This window comes from Polaribacter sp. L3A8, assembly GCF_009796785.1.
Taxonomy (GTDB): Bacteria; Bacteroidota; Bacteroidia; order Flavobacteriales; family Flavobacteriaceae; genus Polaribacter.
In genome coordinates, this window is the sequence record NZ_CP047026.1 from 2,738,038 (window position 1) to 2,759,943 (window position 21,906).

At 30.3% G+C, this 21,906-nt stretch carries 16 protein-coding genes; 3 read left to right on the top strand and 13 right to left on the bottom strand.

Annotation, left to right across the window (positions count from 1 at the left end; all coding sequences use genetic code 11):
• Positions 1–18: 18 nt before the first annotated feature.
• The 5 genes from GQR92_RS11085 to GQR92_RS11105 are packed head-to-tail and all read right to left on the bottom strand — an operon-like array spanning position 19 to position 6,898.
• Positions 19–1,593: a hypothetical protein gene (locus GQR92_RS11085; protein ID WP_158839509.1), complete on the bottom strand. Its 1,575-nt coding sequence runs from the start codon at positions 1,591–1,593 to the stop codon at positions 19–21.
• On the bottom strand, positions 1,590–3,005 hold the full coding sequence (locus GQR92_RS11090) for a restriction endonuclease subunit S (RefSeq protein ID WP_158839511.1): 1,416 nt from the start codon (positions 3,003–3,005) through the stop codon (positions 1,590–1,592). Before GQR92_RS11090 ends, GQR92_RS11085 begins: the two co-directional genes overlap by 4 nt.
• Positions 2,992–5,322 (bottom strand): restriction endonuclease subunit M, encoded by a 2,331-nt coding sequence (locus GQR92_RS11095; protein ID WP_199269128.1) that lies wholly within the window; start codon positions 5,320–5,322, stop codon positions 2,992–2,994. The genes GQR92_RS11090 and GQR92_RS11095 overlap by 14 nt, the downstream gene beginning before the upstream one ends.
• Positions 5,322–6,113 (bottom strand): nucleotidyl transferase AbiEii/AbiGii toxin family protein, encoded by a 792-nt coding sequence (locus GQR92_RS11100; RefSeq protein ID WP_158839513.1) that lies wholly within the window; start codon positions 6,111–6,113, stop codon positions 5,322–5,324. The genes GQR92_RS11095 and GQR92_RS11100 overlap by 1 nt, the downstream gene beginning before the upstream one ends.
• Entirely contained in the window at positions 6,110–6,898 is a 789-nt protein-coding gene (locus tag GQR92_RS11105; RefSeq protein WP_158839515.1) for a type IV toxin-antitoxin system AbiEi family antitoxin domain-containing protein, read from the bottom strand. The genes GQR92_RS11100 and GQR92_RS11105 overlap by 4 nt, the downstream gene beginning before the upstream one ends.
• A 611-nt stretch (positions 6,899–7,509) precedes the next feature.
• Here GQR92_RS11105 and GQR92_RS11110 point away from each other — a divergent pair.
• Together GQR92_RS11110 and GQR92_RS11115 are read left to right on the top strand one after the other, a co-directional pair.
• Positions 7,510–8,829, top strand: coding sequence for an SGNH/GDSL hydrolase family protein (locus GQR92_RS11110; protein WP_158839517.1), 1,320 nt, complete (start codon positions 7,510–7,512; stop codon positions 8,827–8,829).
• Between the two features lie 44 nt (positions 8,830–8,873).
• Positions 8,874–9,608 (top strand): T9SS type A sorting domain-containing protein, encoded by a 735-nt coding sequence (locus GQR92_RS11115; protein ID WP_158839519.1) that lies wholly within the window; start codon positions 8,874–8,876, stop codon positions 9,606–9,608.
• 13 nt (positions 9,609–9,621) lie between these two features.
• On the opposite strand, the gene GQR92_RS11120 is transcribed toward GQR92_RS11115, so the two are convergent.
• The 7 genes from GQR92_RS11120 to GQR92_RS11150 form a co-directional block, all read right to left on the bottom strand.
• On the bottom strand, positions 9,622–10,836 hold the full coding sequence (locus GQR92_RS11120) for a M24 family metallopeptidase (protein WP_158839521.1): 1,215 nt from the start codon (positions 10,834–10,836) through the stop codon (positions 9,622–9,624).
• A 2-nt stretch (positions 10,837–10,838) separates the two neighbouring features.
• Positions 10,839–12,086 (bottom strand): NAD(P)/FAD-dependent oxidoreductase, encoded by a 1,248-nt coding sequence (locus tag GQR92_RS11125; protein WP_158839523.1) that lies wholly within the window; start codon positions 12,084–12,086, stop codon positions 10,839–10,841.
• Between the two features lie 3 nt (positions 12,087–12,089).
• Positions 12,090–14,348, bottom strand: a complete 2,259-nt coding sequence (locus GQR92_RS11130) for a S9 family peptidase (RefSeq protein ID WP_158839525.1) — start codon at positions 14,346–14,348, stop codon at positions 12,090–12,092.
• A 78-nt stretch (positions 14,349–14,426) separates the two neighbouring features.
• Positions 14,427–15,437, bottom strand: coding sequence for a 4-hydroxyproline epimerase (locus GQR92_RS11135; RefSeq protein ID WP_158839527.1), 1,011 nt, complete (start codon positions 15,435–15,437; stop codon positions 14,427–14,429).
• On the bottom strand, positions 15,430–17,154 hold the full coding sequence (locus GQR92_RS11140) for a DUF885 domain-containing protein (protein ID WP_158839529.1): 1,725 nt from the start codon (positions 17,152–17,154) through the stop codon (positions 15,430–15,432). The genes GQR92_RS11135 and GQR92_RS11140 overlap by 8 nt, the downstream gene beginning before the upstream one ends.
• A 1-nt stretch (position 17,155) precedes the next feature.
• Positions 17,156–18,742, bottom strand: a complete 1,587-nt coding sequence (locus tag GQR92_RS11145) for an aldehyde dehydrogenase (NADP(+)) (protein ID WP_158839531.1) — start codon at positions 18,740–18,742, stop codon at positions 17,156–17,158.
• A gap of 202 nt (positions 18,743–18,944) precedes the next feature.
• Positions 18,945–19,901 carry a dihydrodipicolinate synthase family protein gene (locus GQR92_RS11150; RefSeq protein WP_158839533.1) on the bottom strand — a complete coding sequence of 319 codons (957 nt, stop codon included), beginning with the start codon at positions 19,899–19,901 and terminating at the stop codon, positions 18,945–18,947.
• 154 nt (positions 19,902–20,055) lie between these two features.
• On the opposite strand from GQR92_RS11150, the gene GQR92_RS11155 reads away from it, so the two are divergent.
• Positions 20,056–20,901: an AraC family transcriptional regulator gene (locus tag GQR92_RS11155; RefSeq protein ID WP_158839535.1), complete on the top strand. Its 846-nt coding sequence runs from the start codon at positions 20,056–20,058 to the stop codon at positions 20,899–20,901.
• 152 nt (positions 20,902–21,053) lie between these two features.
• Here the strand turns inward: GQR92_RS11155 and GQR92_RS11160 are convergent, their stop codons facing one another.
• Complete coding sequence (locus tag GQR92_RS11160) at positions 21,054–21,905, bottom strand: T9SS type A sorting domain-containing protein (RefSeq protein ID WP_158839537.1); 852 nt, start codon at positions 21,903–21,905, stop codon at positions 21,054–21,056.
• Position 21,906 lies beyond the last annotated feature (1 nt).

Genomic DNA, 21,906 nt, shown 5'->3' on the forward strand with positions numbered 1-21,906 from the left:
CTCTTAATAACGAACCTCTCATTTTCCCAACTCATAATATTCAATAATTGAGCTTTTCAGGTTTTTCATTAATTCCATTTCCGAGTTAAATCTCAATTGCTGAAACGGTCGAATATTAAATCCGATATCCGTTTCCTGAGAGTCTTTATCCTGTCGTTTTATTAAGATGAAATTCTCTTGTTTAAGCCCTTTTCCTTGATTTAATCCCATTAAGTAACCTAACTCTTGGTAAACATTAATATTCTTCGAAGAAAGGTCTGCAATCAATAATCCGCTTTCTTCTATTAAGGATAATATTTCATCATCTATTTTATAAGAATGACCAACGTTAAAATTATCAATTCTTATTTCTCTCAGCTGAATATCTAAATCAAACTCATCATTTACTTCTTCAATTACTTTTACTATTGCTTCATAATGTGGTTTTGTTTCTTCGTCAAATTGCATTGAAACAAAAACCTGTTTTGACTTACTCTCTCTAATTTTTGAATAAATATTAATCAATGAAATTGGAGATAGACCTTTGATTTCAATTATATGATTTTTGAATAACCAGTTTATAAAGATGTCAATATTGTAATCTTTAGTAATAAATAGATAAAGTGCCGTTGCAACAAAACTGATGTCGTTTGAAGCTGTAAGTTTAGGATGGTTTCCAAAAATTTGATTCACTTCTTTTAAAGCTTCGTTTACTTTCTTTATGCTAGAATTGGTTTTTGTTATCTTCTTATTTTTTAATAAAATACTTATCAAGTGTTTAGATAAAGTTCTAGGTTGTTCTAAAAATTTCTGACCTAAATTTGGATATGATTCTTCAATATTTTTTGGTAATTCTTGATAGACCTTTCGGATAGCTAAGTATTCCCATCCAAATTTTTCTTTTAGTTCATCATTTGGAAAGTTGACAGTATCGTCTAATATTACTCTTAAATTTTCCTCTGATGTTAGAGGTATTGTTTTGGTATTGATGTTATGAAAAACAGCTCTTTCAAATTTCTCATTATTGCTTTTAGTTTCTCTAACAACAGTTCCATCGTAAGCAACTATTTCGTCTGTAATTTCCTCTGTAAGAATAATACAAAACGGAACTTGCATTCTTTGAACCTTTTCAGATGTTGCTAATTCCGCTGCTTTTAACCTGTGATTCCCATCAACTCGATTAAATGGTTCCTCTTCATCTTCAATAGCTTCTTTCAGAATAGCATCGTCCAAATATAGCTCAACAACTTTAATTTGTTCGCTACCTCTAATATCGCTTTTGTCTTTATAATTGACGTTTTTAGTTTTAAGTGTTGATTTGTCAATGTTAGATTTAAAACTCCCTTTTTGTTCTAATAACTGTATTGGAGTTAACGATTTATCTTTAAGTTTTGAGTAATCTGATTTTATCTTGTAACTTAAAATAACTTCAGGAAAAAACAAAAATTCTTCTTCGTCTAAAAAAGTAGATATTTCTTCTTGTTGCTCATAAATTGGGTTACGCTGATATGAATAATCTGCTCTTGATATTTTAGCTAATTCTTTTATTGGAGCAAAACCTCTAATGCAAATTTGGCTACTTAGCGAACGGTCTAATATTCCTCTTAAAATCATTTGTTACCTAATATTAGTTGTTCAATTTCTTGTTTTGCAAACTCTAATTCGTTTTTTGCTTCAGCTTCTAATTGTTTTGCTTTTGCTCTAATTTTAGAGATATGTTCTGCAATTTCTTTTTGTTTTGGGAGTGTTGGAACAATTATCGATATACTTTTTAGAGCGGTTTGATTAATTTCGGGAATTACTCCACCATTGTTAACTCTAAAAAATTGTATTTGCCCCATTTCACTCCTCAAAAAAGCTTCTAGATAATAAGGGTTAATTAATTCAATGTTAAGGCTAACTTTAAATATATGAGAACTCAGTATTGAATCAATTACTTTGTCGTTAACTACATTTACTAAACCCAATGAACCTGAACGAGAAATTAAAAAATCAGAATAGGTTAATTTTATTTTTGAAGGAATTTCTAGAACATCAACGATTTTAGCATTTTTATTGTTTATGCCATTTTTGCCTAAATCACTTACTCGTAAGTATCTAAAACCAGTATTGGAATAACTTCTTATCTCTACTCCATTATTTAAATCAGTCATTATCTTACTGAAAAGCAAAGAATCGAATTTTCCGTTTTCTAAAGCATTTTGTAATTCAAAATATTCCGTTTTGTTGAAAAATGAATCTAATCGACTTCCTGATATTTTTGAAAAATTAACATTAAAAATCCTCTTGTTTAGGCTGTTATCTTTCTTTGGCAAAATAACACCTAACTCGTTCAATAAATAAGTGTCTATATTTGCCAATATTTCTTTGGCTTCTTTTTCTTTTTGCTGTTTTGAGTTGTAAGCATTTTTATAAAGAGTTACTATCTCTTTTTGAATTTCGATTGGTGGTACTACAATTGGAGTAGGAGCCAATTGCTGATAATTAATATTTTTTTGAGCTGCTTGTGGTGCTAAATCATTTAAATAATTTTTCAAGAATTTAAAATATACATTCAGATATTCTAATTGTAGTTTTCCTTCTTCCTTTGGTGTCATTGCAATTAAACTATCTGGAAAACAAGCAGGATAATCTAATATTGCTGTATCTCCAATATTGGCAGCTATGGTAATAATAATGGCCTTTTCTTCAAAAAGTCGACTTGTTTTTAACCCTAATTCGTTTAAGGTTTGCGAATATGGTATTTGACCTCCTTTTTTACTAGCCTTTACAATATCGCCTGTTTGAATAAATGGGTATTTCCCATTGTAAAATTTAGGGTCGTTTCTTGGCCTGTGACCAAAACGCCCTCTTTTCATATTTACTACTTCCGAAAGTTTGAATACAGGATTGGATGTCTTTTTAACTATTACCAATTCATTTACCGATTTGAAATAGATAGGGTCAATCCTTTCCGTTATTTCAGAATGATTAATGATAAAAACTTTGTTTTCATCTACTACTCCAGAAAATTTATATTCTCCCATCTTCAATTTGTTTTATAAAATGAGACAACTCTTTTAGAATACCTTCTGATAGTATTTCCTTTTTCGCAGAAATTTCTTCTTCTTGTACATCAAAGGTTTTGGTAATTCGTTCGTCAAATAAATCGTGACTTAGGTGTTTGATTATTTTCGTGTAATTCCCTTCTATAATCTCTTTTTTACTAACTGTAGTAGCAGAAGATTTACCAGTAGCATCATAGCCAATATTTTCAGCGATTGCCATAAAGATTGGATAATCTGGTAATTCTTTCGCTTTTTCTTCTTGGTAAGCTTCGGTTAGCTGTTCTTGTAGGTCTTTTAGTTTTTCATTGTAAAGGCTATTTATATCTGTACGCCAATCTTTAAACTCCTGCGTTTTCTTTATTTCCTTTACACTTGTTAAACCAGTTGTATTGGTGAAACCATCTAAATCTTTAATGATTTTGGCTTTTTCTGTATTCCATTTTTCAATGGTTTCCAAATACTTAAATTTAGTTTTAAGCTTATTTTGAATTTTCTCTTTTAAAGCCTGTAATTTAACTGTATGTTTTTTGGTATGCTTTTTCACAAATAATACAGAGCTTTTAACACCAGCACCTGTGGCACTAAATGCAGTTTGTGGCATAGAGTTTACGGCTACAATTCTGTACCAATCTTCTATTTGGTCTCTTACATATTGTAAACTACTATTGGTAAGTACACCATCTGGCAACACAACTGCTAAATAACCACCTTCTGTTAAAAAGTTATAGCATTGTTCAATAAATAGAACTTCTGTACTCTGGTTGTTTCTTACTACAGTTTTTGTGTTTTTATAATCTAACCAATCAGGTTTTTTATTACCTAATTCAAAGCTTTTTAAATAATGTTTTTCATTTTCTTTTATGCTACTACCAAATGGTGGATTGGTAATGATAAAATCAAAATGATTGTTTTTAAAACCTTTGTTTATGGCTTTAATTTGACTTTCACTTTCTAAACCATCAATTGCAATCACGTTAGTGTGTCCGTCATCGTGAATAATCATATTCATTTTGGCAGTTCTTGCTATTTGTTCGTTGATTTCTATTCCAAATAAATTATTTTCTGCAAAATCGTGCCAGTACTCTTTCCAAGCGATTCTCTCATCAGCATCATCTTTATAGTCAGGAAATTCTTCGTCTGCTTTACTTCTTACTTTATCTAAAGCGTGCAATAAGAAACCACCACTACCACAAGAAGTATCTAAAACATAAGAAGTGTTTTTAATAGGTAAAGCTTCTACAATAAATTGTACAATTGGTCTAGGTGTAAAATATTGTCCAAATTCTCCTCTAAAGAAATTCCCCATAAAGGTTTCAAACGCTCGACCTTTACTATCTAAATCGGTATCGTTGAGATTTATGTCTTGTAGATAATTGGCTATTGTTCTAATCCTACTATCTGATAGTCTAATATTATCTTTAAAGACTTCCTTATCAAAACTTCTTCCTGCACTATATATGTTTTTAACACGTTTTGCTAAAGCTTCATTTGTTTTTTTAATAGTGTCTTCTTTATCTTTACCTGTAACTGTAATAACTTGAAAATCGTAAATCTCACCTTTTTTTCTGCGTTTTTTTGTTTTACCTGTTAAGTTATATTTTTCATCCCAAATTTTACAGAATATTAATTTGTCTAATTCATCAAAAGCTTCTGATGGGTTAAGTTGTCCACCAGCCCATAGTGCATCATGTGCCTGTTTAAAACGCTTGGTTAAATCGTTTTCAGATACAGTTTTAATGTCTTTAAAAAACTGTTTCTTCTTTTTTCCCTGTTCATCTAAGTATTCTCTTTCTCCACCACCTTTTACAAACTTGTATGGAGCAACTGAATCAAAACCGTGTCTAGGTAATTCCCCTAGAGGTTCTTTAGTCTCTTTTTCTTTATCAAATCGATAAAACTCGTTAAGGATACCAGAAGTAATCCATACAAATTTTACAGTTCCTGATAAAGCGTTTGCATAACTAAAACCTTGATTTACTGCTTGATTAAATTCCTGTTGAGAGACTTCTTGTTTTTTACACTCAACGACAATTTTAGGTTTGTCCCATTCTGCATTTTCGTGAACAATTATGTCAGCTTCTCTTTTGTCAGAACCCATTGTAACAATTTTAAACTGCTCAATATATTCAACAGGATAACCATATTCTAAAACTAATTTCAGAAATATTTCTGCTTGTACTTTTTCTTCAGGATTAGAATAGCTCCTTGATTTGTCCTGATGTATATAGGTTATTCGTTTTTTGTCTTCTGAGAACTTAATAAGTCCTTTTTCTATTCCTTGGTCAATTAAACTCATTATATCTTATTTATCAATTCGCTTTTAAGCCAGTTAAAAGCTTCTGCTTGGTTGTATTTTACTCCTGTTCTTAATAGCGCTTCCATATCTCCTGTAAAGTCTGGGTTTTGCTCTTTTTCTTCTATATTTAATAAGAATTCTTTTTGGCTTGGTGGTCTGTTTCCTGTTGAAAATGTTGTGTATTCTTTGAAACATTCAACTATCTCGTCTATATCTAGCTCCATATTTAACCTAGAATAATCTAAATCGAATAAATCTCTTCCTTTGCTACGTTGGTACAAGGCACGTAATTTTGTACCTAATAATTCGTTAATGCTATAGGTTTTAATTTTAGCTTTTCCAGAAAACCATTCGCTTTCTACTTCAAAAGGAAAATCTACCCAATCCAAAACATTAAAATGCTCTTTACAGTTAATTTCTAATTTTAAGCGTAATCTAATATCTTCGTATTCTGATGTAAAACGGTAGGTTGCTTTTGCTCCGTGTCCTTTTACTTGTGTTCTTCTTGGTTCTTCAAAAAAAGTGATTACCTCTTTTAATCTCTCCATTATTGGTTTTATAGGTCCTGGTTTAATTTGAACCAAATCTATATCCTCCGAATACCTTGGAGCAGGATTTAAATACAACTTATGCAAAGCTGTACCACCCCTAAAAGCTAAATTTTTACGTAGGAAATCATCAGAAAATATTTCTACTAAAGCACGACTAATTACAAGGTCTTGCTCTACTTGATAAAATTGTTTCCAAGGTGCTTGTTCTTGCCATTTTGCTATGTAAGGCTTCGGAATCATAAATCGCTTTCTAGTTTAATGTTTATATCTACTTTCCAGTCGTTATCTACTCCGCCTGCTTTCTGTTTAGATTTTGGACTTAATAATACCGGAAAGTATTTCGATTTTTTTAAGTGTTGTATTATTGGTTCTAAAAGAGTTTCTTCTACTTGCAATTCTTCTAATAAAAAGCCAAGTCGTTGTAAAGTACTTTTATGCGGATACCAACTCAATAATTCTTCGATGTCATTTTTAGTAATTTCTTCGGATAATTCTTCCAAAATGGCTAACATTCTATTAATTCCGCCCAACTTATTCTGATGATGGATTAAATCTACCGCTGTAAGTGCTGGACTTGAAATTTTGAAAATTCCTGCATCAGATTTTTTTTCTACAATGTTTTTTGATGGCCATTTTGAAGTTGTGAAAAAATGAATATCTAAAGACGATTTTTTAATGTTAGAAAATGCTTTATCTGTCATTACATAATCCCTTTGCACTTGTTGATGTCCAGCTCCGTGAAACTTGGCTGCAGAATAAAAACATAAATAATAATCTCTTTTTAAATATTGAAACAACTTACTAGAAAACAATTGAACAGGTATTTGCTCTTGTTTTGAATACCTAGGAGGAATAATTAAATAAAACCCTTTTCTAAGGTTTACAATTTCTTTTTTTGTAACAAGTCTCGATAGTTCTCTTTTTAAAGCGGTTTCTGTTTTATCGCATTTTTGCACTAACTCATCCCAAGAAAAAGCATATTCTTCAACGGATTGTAGTTGTTTTATATAATCAGAAATATCCAATTTTGTAGTAATTTTTTGATAAAGATACCTTTTTAAGGTAATTATCTCATTATTTTACTATGTTATTTTTAATTTTATTTACTTTTCACTTTTATAAAGCTGATTTTAAATAAATTGTAATAGATTTAAAACCAACCTATCTTGAATTACTTGATATATAAACGAGGGTAATTTCAGTTAAAAATTACCCTCGTTTTGGTTTTGAGAGTAAAACTTACTCCTGTGGTTTTTCCGTTTTAAAAATGATTTGATTTTTCTCTTCATATTTTTTTATTAAGTTATTTATATTTCTAGTGGTTTAGTATTTTACTTTTTTATAGAAGAATCAAAACGACAGTAAACACGGTAATATTTATTTTTAGATTGGGTATAAAACTTTAAGTGAGCTCTATCGCTTATAACAACCTTAAAAGGTTTTAAACAGACACTACACTGCTTTACTTTATAAATAGTAAACACTTCTATACTTCTTAAATTTGAGAAGTAATTTTCAGTATTATATTTATTACAAAATAAATCTAATTAAAAATATAATCTATATAATCTATATAATTGTACATTTTTAAAATCGAAATAACAACTACCTTTCAACCTCAATTTAAAACTTTAAAATGAAAAATAAAATACTATTTTTTATCGCCTTTATAATTTGTGGTTATGGAACTGTTTTCTCCCAAAATACAATTCTAAATAATTTTGAAACAGATTCACCAAGCGTGGTTGCTAAAAATGATGCAAAGTTTGCAATCGTTAAAAACCCAAGTCTTACTAAAAATAATAGCATAATTTTAAACGACTTTGAACCTAACTCACCAAATGTTGTTGCTAGAAGTGGTGCAAGTATTTTAAATGTACCAAACCCTAATAGTAGCGAACAAAATAACACAGCAAATTGTATTAGAATTGGAAGAACTACTAATAATTGGTTCGAATTAATTGCTTTTCCTGTTGCAAATGAAGCTATTATTCCTGCTAATACAATAAAATATATAACAATGGCAGTAAACTATCCTGCAGAGCCAGATATTGCTATACGAATAGATGGAGATGATGAAAATTCTAACGGAAGCGCTACTGTTGCTATTAGACCTATTAATAAATATACTAATTTTGGAAACTGGCAAACGTTAACTTTTAAAATTAATGGCGGACAAAATGGTGCCCAAATTAAAGCGATTGTTATTTTTCCAGATGCTGGTTTTGAAAACTCACCTATTAAAAAAATATTAAACAATACCGATTCTTTCGGTTATATTGATGAAATTAAACTAAATGATACCGATAGCGAAGAAACAACTTATAAAGATTATTTAACAAACGTAAAATTAGAACTTGTAAAAAATTGGCCAGCAAATAGAACTATTAATTTGGTTTTTCACGGACATTCAGTACCTTCTGGATACAATCAAACACCAATAGTAAATACACTAAATTCTTATCCACATCAAGTATTGCAAAAATTATCTGCAAAATACCCAACAGCTGTTATAAATACGATTAAAACATCAATTGGTGGAGAAAACTCTATACAAGGAGCCAGAAGATTTGATGAAGATGTATTGGTTTACAAACCTGATGTTTTATTTATAGATTATAGTTTAAATGATCGTTCTCAAGGATTAGAGGCAACTTATGCTGCTTGGGATGAAATGATTAAAAAAGCTGTTGCAAAAGGTATTAAGGTTATTCTATTAACACCATCTCCTTTTAGAGATGTAGACATGTTATCTACAACTACAGAGCTATACCAGCACACAGAACAAGTTAAAAGATTAGCAATAGAAAATGGAGTTGCTTTGGTTGATAGTTATGAGCAATTTAAAAAAGCAGTAGTAGCAGGTAATAACGTAAATAATTATTTATCTTCTTTTAATCATCCAAATGCTGCCGGACATACCTTAATATCTGACGAAATTATAAAGTTTTTTTAAAAAAAACTTTTATCAACTAAACAATCAATAATTAAATATTTATAATGAGCAAAAAGATATTTTTTAATATTACATTTTTATTATGCTGTTCAATGTTTATTTACGGACAAGCTAATAATACAGAAAATTGTATTAAAGTATGGAGAACTACCGATAATGAAGAAGCATTAATTACCTTTTCTTTTGATCAATTTACCATTCCTCCAAATACTACTAGATATATTCAAATGATGGTAAATTACAAAGCACAACCAGATATTGCTATACAAGTTGCTAGCAAGAATGGAGGTTCAGACGCTATAGTTTCATCACTTATTAGACCTACAGAAAAATATACAAATTTAGATACTTGGCAAACAATTGTATTTCCTATTAGTGCTCAAAAAGAGGAAGTTAAAGTAAATTCCATTCTTATTTTTCCTGATTTAGGGTTTGAAAATGAACCTACAGGACAAATTTTAGACAATATGGGCGAAGTTGGTTATATCGATGAAATAATGCTTTTAGAAAATTCAACACTTTCTACAGATGCAGCATTTTTAAATAATAATGTAATTTCTATACAACCAAATCCTGTAAAAAACACTTTTAAAATTCTTACAGAAAAAGCATTTAGTAAAGTTTCTTTCTTTGATTCTTTGGGAAAAGAAATTAGCAAAAACATTACCAAAATCAATATAAATGAATACGATATAAGTAGCTTACCTACTGGTTTATATTTTATAAAATGTATCGATGAAAATAATGTTGTTGAAACATTAAAAATAGTAAAACAATAATTTTCTATTAAAATTAAACGCCAAAAGGATTCTCTATAGAATGTGCTGGTTTTGTAAACCATTCTGCACCATTTTCTGCCATATAAATATGATCCTCTAAACGAATTCCAAATTCATTTGGCACGCAAATCATAGGTTCATTACTAAATGTAATTCCTTCTACTAATGTTGTTTTATCTCCTTTAACAATATAAGGGTATTCATGAATTTGCAACCCAATTCCATGACCAGTTCTGTGAGGTAAACCTGGTAATTTATAATCAGGGCCTAAATGGTGTTTTTCTAAAATTCTTCTTGATGCATCATCAACAGAACTGCAAGAATTTCCCAAAATAGAAGCTTTAAAAGCTGCTTGTTGCGTTTCTTTTTCGATGTTCCATATTTTGTGTTGTAGCTCATTGGCTTCTCCAAAAACGTAGGTTCTTGTAATATCAGAAATATAATCATACAATTGGCAACCTGTGTCTACCAAAACAACATCATTCATTTCTAAATTCTTCGGGTTTTTAACACCATGTGGAAAAGAAGAATCTACACCAAATAAAACAATGCAAAAATAAGAGCCAGAAGAAACTCCGTATTTTTTATGTGCTTCATGTATAAAATTTTCTACTTCTTTGGTAGAAATACCAACTCTTAAAATTTTTGCAGATGCTTTTTGAACCTCTAAAGTAATATTCATTACATGTTGAATAATAGCAATTTCTGCTGCCGATTTTATCATTCTACATTCTGAAATAAAAGCAGTTGCTGTTGTTATTTTAAACGCTTCTTTCTCTTTTAACAATCCATTTATAATAGAAAAAGGTGTAGTTTCATCTACTTGAATTTCTCCTGGATTAATCTTATTTTCTTTTAAAACATCAAAGAATAATCTATGCGGATTTTCATGTTCTTCCCAACAATGAATTGTTCCTTCAACTTCTAAAAAATCTTGGATTGTTCCTTTTTCGAAATTTGGAGCAATATAATGAACTTCTTCATTTGGCAATAAAAGTGCACCAACCATTCTTTCACTTGCTCCCCAATGTGTACCTGTAAAATACAGTAAATTTGCACCTGCATTTACATATATTGCTTGTACATTATTCGCTTTCATTAAATTACAAATTTTATGAATTCGCTGTTTGTATTCTATTTTTTGTATTGGTTTTACGCTACTTTCTAAAGGTTGTATTTTCGCTAATTCTTTTTCTGAAGTAGAACCTCCAATTCCGTATTTATTCATACTTAAAATTTTCTATCTGGATGAAATGAATCTATATTTAAAGATAATTTTTTATCAGAAATAATTTCTGATACTAGTTTACCTGTTACAGGGCCTAAACTCCACCCCATCATTGCGTGACCAGTTGCAATGGTTAAATTTTTACATTTGTTTGATTTCCCAATATAAGGCAATCCATCAGGAGAACAAGGTCTTAAACCACAATTTGCAGTTTCTTTTTCTTTGGATGAAATTTCTAAGTTTTTATAATAACTTTTACCTGCATTTGCAATTGCTGCAACTCTTTTTGGGTTAATATCATGATTAATACCTGTAATTTCCATAGTTCCTGCAAAACGAGTAAAACCATTCATAGGAGTAACTGCTACTTTTGCTTCGCATAAAATTGATGGAATTGTAATTTTTGTATCGCTCTTAACATTAATACTATAGCCTTTTCCAGCTTGAATTGGTATTTTTAAACCCAGTTTTTTTGTAATTATCGGACTCCAACTGCCTGCTGCCAAAACAACCTCATCTGCTTTTAATGCTCTTTTATTGGTTATTATTGATGAAATTTCACCTCCTGAAATTTGTAAATCATTTACAGTTTCATTTTTATAAAAAGTAACGCCATTTTTTTCTAGATAAGAAATCATTTCTATCATAAATAAATTTGGAGTCATATGTGCATCAGAATGATAATAAACTGCACCTTTAATATCTAAATTTGCATTGGGTTCTATTTTTGCCACTTCTTTAGCTGATAAGTTTTCAACCTGCAAACCTTGCTGAATTCCTATTTTACCAACTTCCCATTCTTCCTCTCCAACTTTATCAGATTTATAAAACATCAACAACCCTTTTTTCTCATAATGAAAATTAAAGTCGTTTGTGTTTTTTAAATCTTCATACAAATCTCTCCCCAACAAATTAATGTTTAAAATTGGTTGTATTGCTTTGGCTACTTTTTCTTTTGTGGCAGATTTTTTAAACGCTAAACTCCACTTTAAAAAATCGATATCTAACCTTGGTTTTACGTAAAATGGACTAGAAGAATTAAACATCCATTTAATGCCTTTTGTAATAATTCCAGGAGTTGCCAATGGTATAAAATGACTTGGAGTTATATACCCTGCATTTACATGAGAAGCACCAGAATTCATATTTGTTTTATCAATAACGGTAACTTTACACCCTTCTTTTTGAAGGTAATAAGCAGTGCAAACACCTATAATTCCACCACCAATAATTACTATATTTCTACTCATGTTCTACTCTAAATTAAAATTCCAAATTGGTTTTGTTTCTAAAAGATGTTCTACAAAATAGTTCCATCTTTTCTTTGTAAAATATTTGTAAGAATCTCCACTATATCCATGTTTTTGACTTGGAATAATCAATAAATCAAACTCTTTATCTGCTTTTATAAGTGCTTCAGCAAATTTAAACGTTGCAGAAGGGTTTACGTTTTCATCAATTCCTCCATGAACCAATAGTAGTTTTCCTTTTAAGTTTTTTGCATTGGTAATATTAGATGCTTTATGGTATCTTTCATCAACTGGCCACCCCATATACATTTCTGGCCACCAAGCTTTTTCCATTCTAAAATCATGATCTCCAGAGCTAGCAACACCAACTTTATAAAAATCAGGAAAACCAACCATAGCTCTTCCAGTATCATAACCTCCAGCAGAATGTCCGTAAATTCCAACTTTATTTACATCTATAAAAGCATATTTTTCTGCTAAATACTTAATTGCCAAAACATGGTCTTCTAAATTATTTTGCATATTTAAATAAGAATGTGCTTTAAATTCTTTTGATCTTGCTGCAGTTCCTAAGCCATCAATTCTAACCACAATAAAACCTAATTCTGCTAACGATTGTTCTGTATAAATTAAATTAAAAGATTTTGGAAAACGTTGTGTATGTGGCCCTGTATAAGTGGCATCTATAATTGGATATTTTTTAGAAGCATCAAAATTAGAAGGTCTCCAAAAAGCTCCATAGATAGTTGTTTTATCATCTTTTGCAATTAGCGAAAATGGTTTTGGAGCTGTCCAACCTGTTTTTGTTATTTCAGAAACATCTGCATTTGTTAATTCTGTAATTATTTTACCAGATATTGTTTCTCTTAAAACTGTTTTTGTTGGTTTTTCTATCGTTGAAAAATTATCTGCAAAATATTTTTTATCTTTTGAAAAATGGACAATGTGATGCGTGTTTTCTGGCGTTAATAAAGTTTCTTTTCCTTTAAAAGTAACTTTGTATAATTGCTGATGATATGGATTGTTTCCTTCCTCTTTTCCTGATGCTAAAAAATATACAACTTCCTTTTTCTCATCAATAAATTCAATGTTGTTAATGTAATAACCATCACTTGTTAAAAGTTTAGATTTTTTTGTTTTTACATCAAATAAATACAACTGTTTCCATCCCGATTTTTCTGACAAATAAATAATCTTTTCTTTGTTTTCTGTAAGCCTAAATTCAAAAGCATCAATGCCAATAGAATCTTTTTCGTGAATTAAAACTTCTTCAGAATTTGTGTTTAAATCGATAAGTTTTACATATTCATTTAAAAAACCTCTCTCTTTATAATTGGCAATAAACTCGCCAGATTTATTTGTCCAATTTACACTTACAGTATTTATGTGAGTTTGAGTTGGTAAGTTTGTTTTTACTTCATTTTTTGTATCAATATTAAAAAATACAGGAATACTTTTTACCATAGTTGTATCTCCAGGAGAACCTCTGTAATAAGACAATAATTTTGGTTTGTATAAAGAATCTATTGCCCAATTTAACAAATACATTTTTTCTGCATTTCTTGTATCTACAATATTCGTGGCAATCCATTTAGAATCTTTGGACCATTTTACAGAAAAATGTTTTGGTCTTTCCCCATTTTCTCCTTCCATCATATCAGACCAACCATACCAAGAGGCATATTCGTATCCTTTTTTTCCGTTTTTACTCAGTTGAAATACTTGGTTTGTTTCTGTAGATTTTATAAATAAATTATACTCTTTTACAAAAGCAATCCATTTATTATCTGGTGATCTACTTTCAAAATTATTTGGTTTTTCTTGCGCTGTTTTCGTTGGTTTTTCTTTTAGTTGATAATCTTTTAAATTTAAGTTGAAGGTTTTATTATCAACAGAAAAAGTTAGAATACCATCTAATTTTTCAATATTTGAAAGCGATAAATTAGTTGCTTTCACTTCTTTATTTAATGCTTCTGATAAACTTTTTGCTAATTTTTTATGGTTAAAAAATTCAACTACTTTTTTATTTTTAAAGCTTACTGTGTTATACGTTTTATTATTTTTACTGTAATCGATAAACCAAAAACCTGAACCATCTTTAAACCAATTTACATTTGTTTGTAAATTAAAAACTTGCTTATTAATTAATTTACTGTAGCCAAAGTTTACTGCCCTTTTATAGTCTTCTTTTGTTATTTCTTGAGCAGTAATAGTTACTGAACTTATTAAAAAAAGAACTAATGCTCTTAAGAAATGCTTCATTTTAGTTTGTTTAAATTAATAATGTTATAAGATTCTGAAACAAGTTGAGAATAAATTTAGTTTGATGTAAGCATCAACTTAAATCACTTGAAAACCATGTGCATAAGGATCATCTTCATCATCAATAATAATTGTATTGTAACCATAAATTTTTGCCCATCCTTTTACGCTTGGTATTATTGCAGGTTTGCCATTTAAAGTGGTTACTTCTTCCACTAAACCTGTAAATTTAGAACCGATAAAGCTTTCATGAATAAACTCTTCACCAACTTTTAATTTTCCTTTCCCAAATAATTGTGCTAATCTTGCAGAAGTACCTGTTCCACAAGGGCTTCTATCTATTGCTTTATCGCCATAAAAAACTGCATTTCTGCCAGAAGATGTTGAATCTAAAGGATTGCCTGTCCACAACATGTGTGTTACATCTTTAATGGTTTCATCTTCTGGATGCACAAATAAATTAGGGTATTTTAAATTGATATTTGCTCTTACTATTTGCGAATATTGAACAATTTTACTTGCTGTAAAGTTATGAATACCACTAAAATTTTTCTGCGGATCTACAATTGCATAAAAATTTCCTCCATAAGAAACATCAAAAGTAAGTTCACCTAATTCTGGACAGTCTACAGTTAAGTTTTCTGCAGCTAAATAACTTTTTACATTTTTTAATTTTACCCAATCTACTTTTTTTCCTGTGGTTTTGTATTCAATTTCAACCAAACCTGCAGGCGCTTCCATTCTAATTTTACCAGGAATTTTTGGGGTTATTAAACCTTCTTCTATAGCAATTGTAATTGTGCCAATTGTTCCATGACCACACATTGGCAAACAGCCAGAAGTTTCTATAAATAAAATGGCAAAATCGTTTGCTGGGTTGTGAGGTGGAAACAAAATAGAACCACTCATCATATCATGACCTCTTGGTTCAAACATTAAGCCTTTTCGAATCCAATCGAATTCTTTTAAAAAATGCTGACGCTTTTCGCTCATATTTGCGCCAATTAAGTTAGGGCCACCACCTGCAACAACTCTCACAGGATTCCCACAAGTGTGTGCATCAACACAAAAAAAAGTTTTTCTACTCATTTAATTTCTGATTGATATAATTATTCACTCGATTTTCCATGATTGATAATGTTACAGTACCAACACCTAAAATTACTTCATGAAAATCTCTAATATTAAATTTTTCTTTTAATTCTTTTTCTGCTTTTTTACGCAATTCACGAATTTTAATTTCACCAATTTTGTAAGAAATTGCTTGTCCAGGCCAAGAAATATACCTGTCTGTTTCTGTAGTAACTTCGTGGATTGACAATGCTGTATTTTCTGCCAAATAATCAATTACTTGCTGTCTAGACCAACCTTTCGCATGAATTCCTGTATCTACAACTAACCTACAAGCACGCCACATTTCGTAGGTAAATTTTCCAAATTTTTCGTAAGGTGTTGTGTAAATTCCCATTTCATCTGCCAGCGTTTCTGCATACAAACCCCAACCTTCACCATAAGCAGATAAATATAAATTTCTTCTAAATTTCGGAATTTCATCTTTTGGTAATTCGTTGTTTAAAGATATTTGTAAATGATGCCCAGGAACTGCTTCATGAGCTGTTAATGCAGGAATTGTATACAAAGTTCTGCTTGATAAATTATAGGTATTTACCCAATAAAAGCCAGCTGTGTCATCACTGCTGCTTCCAGAATATCTACCTCCTGTATAATTGGGCGCAATTGCTGCAGGAACCGGCACAACTCCATAAGGTTTTCTTGGTAATGTTTTAAAATATTTTGGCAATTCAGCATCAATTCTTTTAGCGATATCTCTTGCGAACATTAATAATTCTTTTGCCGTTTTTGGATAGAATTGCTCTTCTGTTCTTAAAAATTGCAAGAAGTCTGCAAAAGTTCCTTCAAATTGAAGTTCGTTAATTATTGTTTGCATTTCTGCTTTAATTCGTGCAACTTCTTTCAAACCAATTTGATGAATATCTTCTGCAGTATATTCTTGGCTAGTAGTGTAAAAATTTATTCTGTTTTGATAAAACGCTTCTCCATTTGGAGTGTTATTTACACCCAATTCTTCTCTAGTATTTAGAAAATATTCATCCTCAAAAAAAGCTTTTATTTCTTTAAATTTTTCTACTACATTTTCTTGAATACTTTTTGTTGCTTTCTTTATAAAATCTTCTTTTTCTTGGTTTGATAAAGATGCAGGTAAATTTAAAAAAGGTTTGTAAAATTCACTTTTAGTTACATCTAAAACAATATGTTTATCATATGTAAAACTATAATTGCTAAAAACTGCTTTGGGTTGAGAAATTCCTGCTGCAACCCCTGCTCTTAGTAAGTTTATATTATAATCTATTTTACTATTAAGTTTTTCTAAATCCTTTAAATATTTTGCAACATCTTCTTTTGTTTTTAGAACTTTAGAACCCATATTTCCTAAATTCAAATGAAAAGCAACTTCATTTGTAATCGGATTTAGGTGCATTTTAAACTTAACTTCGTCTATTTTATCTTGTAAGACAAAAAGCAATAATTCTCTAGAAATTTTATCTGATTCAGAAAGATTTTCTAGAGAAATCTTATTTATTTTTTGAATCATTTCCGTTGCAAAATCTGCCTCAAGTTTATAATACTCGTTTGTCTTTTCTACAGATTCAAATGGATTAAATTTATAATCTCTTTGCGTTTCATAAACTTCAATAATTTTTGCCAATTCGTTTTTACTTTGTGCTGTAGTTAAAGAAATACACACAAAACAAATTAGAATACAAAGAGATTTTAAATTTTTCAAATTAATTAATTTTTTCAGTTGATTTTTTTCCGTCTATTGATCTTAAAATTCCTAAAGGATTTTCGTTCTTTAATTCGTCTGGCAATAAATTATTTGGCCAATCTTGATAACTAAAAGGTCTTACCCAACGTTTTATAGAACCAACACCAACTGCTGTAAATCTACTATCTGTAGATGCAGGATAAGGACCTCCATGAACCATAGATTCACAAACTTCTACACCTGTTGGCACTCCATTAAAAATAATTCGTCCAACTCTATTTTGTAGCGCATTTACAATATTTGTGTGGTTTTCTAATTCATTATCATCTGCAATAATAGTTCCTGTTAATTGCCCTTCTAAATGGTCAATTACGTTTTCTAATTCAGCTTCATTCTCACATTGAACAACCATAGAAAAAGGTCCAAAAACCTCTAAGTGTAAAGTTGTGTTTTTAAGAAATTCACTTCCATTTACAGTAACAACAGCTTGTTGTGCATAATTGGCTTTTACATCTTCTGTGAAATTTGCAGTTACAGAAACTCCTTTTTGAGAAACCACCTTTTCTTTATTATTTAAATAGCCTTTTTTAATATTTGGATGCAACATAACAGAAGGATTTATTTTTACAATTTCTTCTGATAATGTATGTACAAAAGTGGTTAATCCTTCTGATTTTATACCTAAAAGTAATCCAGGGTTTGTACAAAACTGACCTGTACCAACAGTAATAGAACCTGCATAAATAGTTGCAATATTAACGGCTCTGTTTTCTAATGCCTTTGGTAATAATACAACAGGATTTATACTACCCATTTCTGCAAAAACCGGAATTGGTTCTTCTCTTTTTGCGGCTAAATCATACAAAGCTCTTCCTCCTTTTATACTTCCTGTAAAACCAACTGCTTTTACTCCTGAATTTGAAACTAATTTTTGACCAACTTCTATACCACTAGAATTTAAGTTAGAGAAAACCCCATTTGGCATCTTGGTTTTTTCTGCTGCTTTTATAACTGCTGTAGCAATTAATTCTCCTGTTCCTGCATGCATTGGATGTGATTTTACAAGTACAGGACAACCTGCTGCTAAAGCTGCTGCAGTATCTCCACCAGCAGTAGAAAATGCTAAAGGAAAATTACTTGCACCAAAAACAACTACTGGACCTAATGGAAAGTTAAGTTTTCTAATATCTGGTTTTGGTTGTGGCTCTCTAGTTGCATCTCCTTTATCTATAGTTGCATCTACCCAAGAACCTGCTGCAATTAAATTGGCAAAACCTCTTAATTGCCCAACTGTTCTTCCTCTTTCTCCATTTGCACGTCCTTCTGGTAAACCACTTTCTAAACAATATGTTTTAATTAATACATCGTCTAAAGCCAAAATTTCATCTGCAATTGCATTTAAGAATGCTGCTTTTTTAGTGCCAGAAATTTTACTGTATTCTTTATAAGCTTTGGTTGCTAAACTTACAGCTTCATTTATTTCTTCGGTTGTTGCTTCTGTAAAAACAGATTCGTTTTCTTGATTTAATTCTGGATTAAAGGTTGTAAAAGTCTTGTTTCCTTTTGCTGATAATTTATTTCCTATATAGTTTTTTCCTGTAATCATTCTTTGCTTATTTTTAAATGTTTTTTTCAAATTTACTCGTTTGTAAGCTATTTTTTTGATAATAGATATTTTTGCAATAATGCCTTAAAATGAAAAACCTTTTCTCATATCCATCTCTAGAATTATGATAAACGTGTAATTAATGTCTACATTATGCCTTCTGTAAAAACGAAGCTTTCTCTTTTTTAAATATTTGAAAGAATCAACTTATTAAGTCCAGAACTTCAAGTCTTTCTTTTGCCAGAATATACCTTGCACGCACATCATCAATTTGTTGTTGAGTTAATTTCTTACCAAAGGTACGCAGCCCTCCAGCAACATCATTATGATGAATTCCCATAGCAAGCTTAAGATATTCCATAAGCAGCGGCTGAGCATCTAGATACGATAAGGAATTTAAAGCCTGAGAAATTTTGTTAGCCTCTGCCCATTCTCCATTTAAAACATACTCCTGCATAGTAACACTTGCTTTTGGGAAGATAGTACCTACACCTGTAATCCCACCGCTTGCTCCAGCGAGTCCTGCATATACAGTTACTGTGTCTACTCCTGCCAAAATTTTTAAATCTTTGTTCTCTAACATCAGAGTTTCAATAATTGAAACATCTATAGTCGATATTTTAAGAGCAGTTACTTTAGGCAGCACAGAAAGTCTTTTAAGAAGGTCCGTTGAGAGCGCATGATAACCGGCTGCATCAGGGTTGTTATAAGGCATAATTGTTACACCTGCATCTTTTGCAGTTGTTTCAGAAAGTGCATAGTACTCATACATTTCTTTTTCAGAAGGAACCGCCTTAGTTTTTGGTGGCATGACCATAACGGTATCAACTCCAACTGTTGCAAGTCCTTCAATGATTTTGGCAAGTTCTTCCTTAGTTTCTGCTGCAGCTCCACTAATCAACGGAACATTGTATTCTTTAGCAACCTCAGAAAGGGATTTAAGTAAAGAAAGACGCTGTTTGGCGCTCAGGTAGCTATTCTCTCCCAGAGTACCAGAACCAACAAGTCCGCTCATTCTGCTTCCGCCCTTTCCTTGAGCTTTTAAAATAACTGCGGCCTGTTTTTGTGTTATATCAAGGTCAATTTCAAGAGCGCCAGATTTTGACTCTTTCAGCCATGTAAACACGGCCGGCATTACGCCATTCCATTGTATACTCATAATTATTGTTTTTTGTTTTATTCAAAAATACACAATAACTTATTTTTTTTAGTTGATAAATTATCCAGAATTAATACTATAATATCCAATAAGTATGATGTAAATTATATATCGAGTATTATTTACATATATTTGATGTAATTATAGCTTATTTATGATTGTACTCCCTTTTAAAATAGCGAAACCAGAAAAGAATTCTTTTGTTTTTCAGATAGACGATACACATCCTTTTTATGACAAATTACATCAGCATGAAGAAATACAAATAAGTTTAATTGTTAAAGGTGAAGGCACTTTAATTGTTGGTGATACTGTTAATTCTTTTAAAAAAGGCGATATCTTTATTATTGGTAGCGCAATTCCTCATGTTTTTAAAAGTGATATAAAAGCCTCTGAAAGTTCATATATGCTTACGTTATTTTTTACCTATAAATCTTTTGGAAAAGACTTTTTTGAACTAGAGGAATTGCAAGAAGTCACTACTTTTTTTAAACGATCTAAACATGGTTTTAAAATTACTTCTAAAAAAAAGATTGCAAGTGATGTATTTTTTCAACTTGAAAAATCTACAAAACTAAATCAATTAATTCTCTTACTTCAACTTTTAAAAATCTGTTCTAATACTAGTTATAAAAGTTTATCTTCTTTTATTTACGATAAAAAATATTCTGATAATGAAGGAAATAGAATGCGAACTATTTTTGAATATACTATGAACAATTTTACTCAAAAAATAACGCTTGAAGAAATAAGTACCATTGCAAATATGACTAAAAATGCGTTTTGTAAATATTTTAAAAAACGAACTAATAAAACTTATTTTCAGTTTTTAATGGAGTTAAGAATTGAAAATGCTTGCAAACTTTTAATAAGTGATAAAGAAGCTTCTATTGCTGGTATAGCAGAGCAATGTGGGTATTATAATATTTCTAATTTTAATAGACAGTTTCAAATTTATAAACAACAATCGCCTTCAGAATTTAAGAATTCTTTTTCTTAAAATATGGATTATAATAACTGGCTACTATCACTTTTTAAAACAGATGTTATTATTTATTTTATCAACTTTACAAAAACCATTTTACAAATTAAAAAACCTCAACTTTATTAAGTTGAGGTTCTATAATTGACTAATTTTAAGCAATAATAAAGTTACTCTTTAATTATTTTTTTGGTGATAAAATTTCCGTTTTCACTAGTAATTTTAACGATGTACATTCCTGATGATAAAGAACTAATGTTGTAGGTTTCGTTTTCTAACTTTACAAGATTATTAGTAACATTTTTACCTAAAACACTAAATATAGAAATATCACTTATAGTTTTAGTAGTTTTTACTGTAAAGACAGAAGAAACAGCACTTGGATAAATAGAGAAAGCATCTTCTAAGCTAGCATCATTAATACTAGCAGTAGCTAAAGGGTTTTCATCTAAAATACGAATATTATCTATATAAGCTAGTTTTGTAGTGCTTAGTACTTGACCTGCAGGAACATTTACAAAACCCATATCTGGATGAAACACCAATCTATCTAAAGAGCCAAGAGTAAATGCAAAAGCATCTTTATCATCTTTAATTTCCCATACAATTTCTTGCCAGGTATCTGGTGCAGAAGCATCATAAGTGTTTAATGCTCTTATAATTCCCGATTCTGTACCAGCAGGTTTATCTTCGTTAGCATTAAAACGTACTCCTAAATCTGACTGAGCTGAATAACGTACCATGATACTTAAAAACTTAGGATTATCAGTAACGCTTATTGTAGCAATAGGATCTACAGGTATTGTAGCAAATGCCCACCATTTGCTATTATCATTTCTTGAAAATTGTAAACAATTATCTGAAGTATTTAAACCTGTTTTACTTGGGTTTTCTACTACTAAAGTGGTAACACCACCTTTAATAAATTCTAAATTAGAGCCCTCAAAATCTTGAACGTTAATTTGGCTAAATCCAACACTAATTGATAGTGTAAATAAGGTAAAAAGAGTAATTTTTTTCATG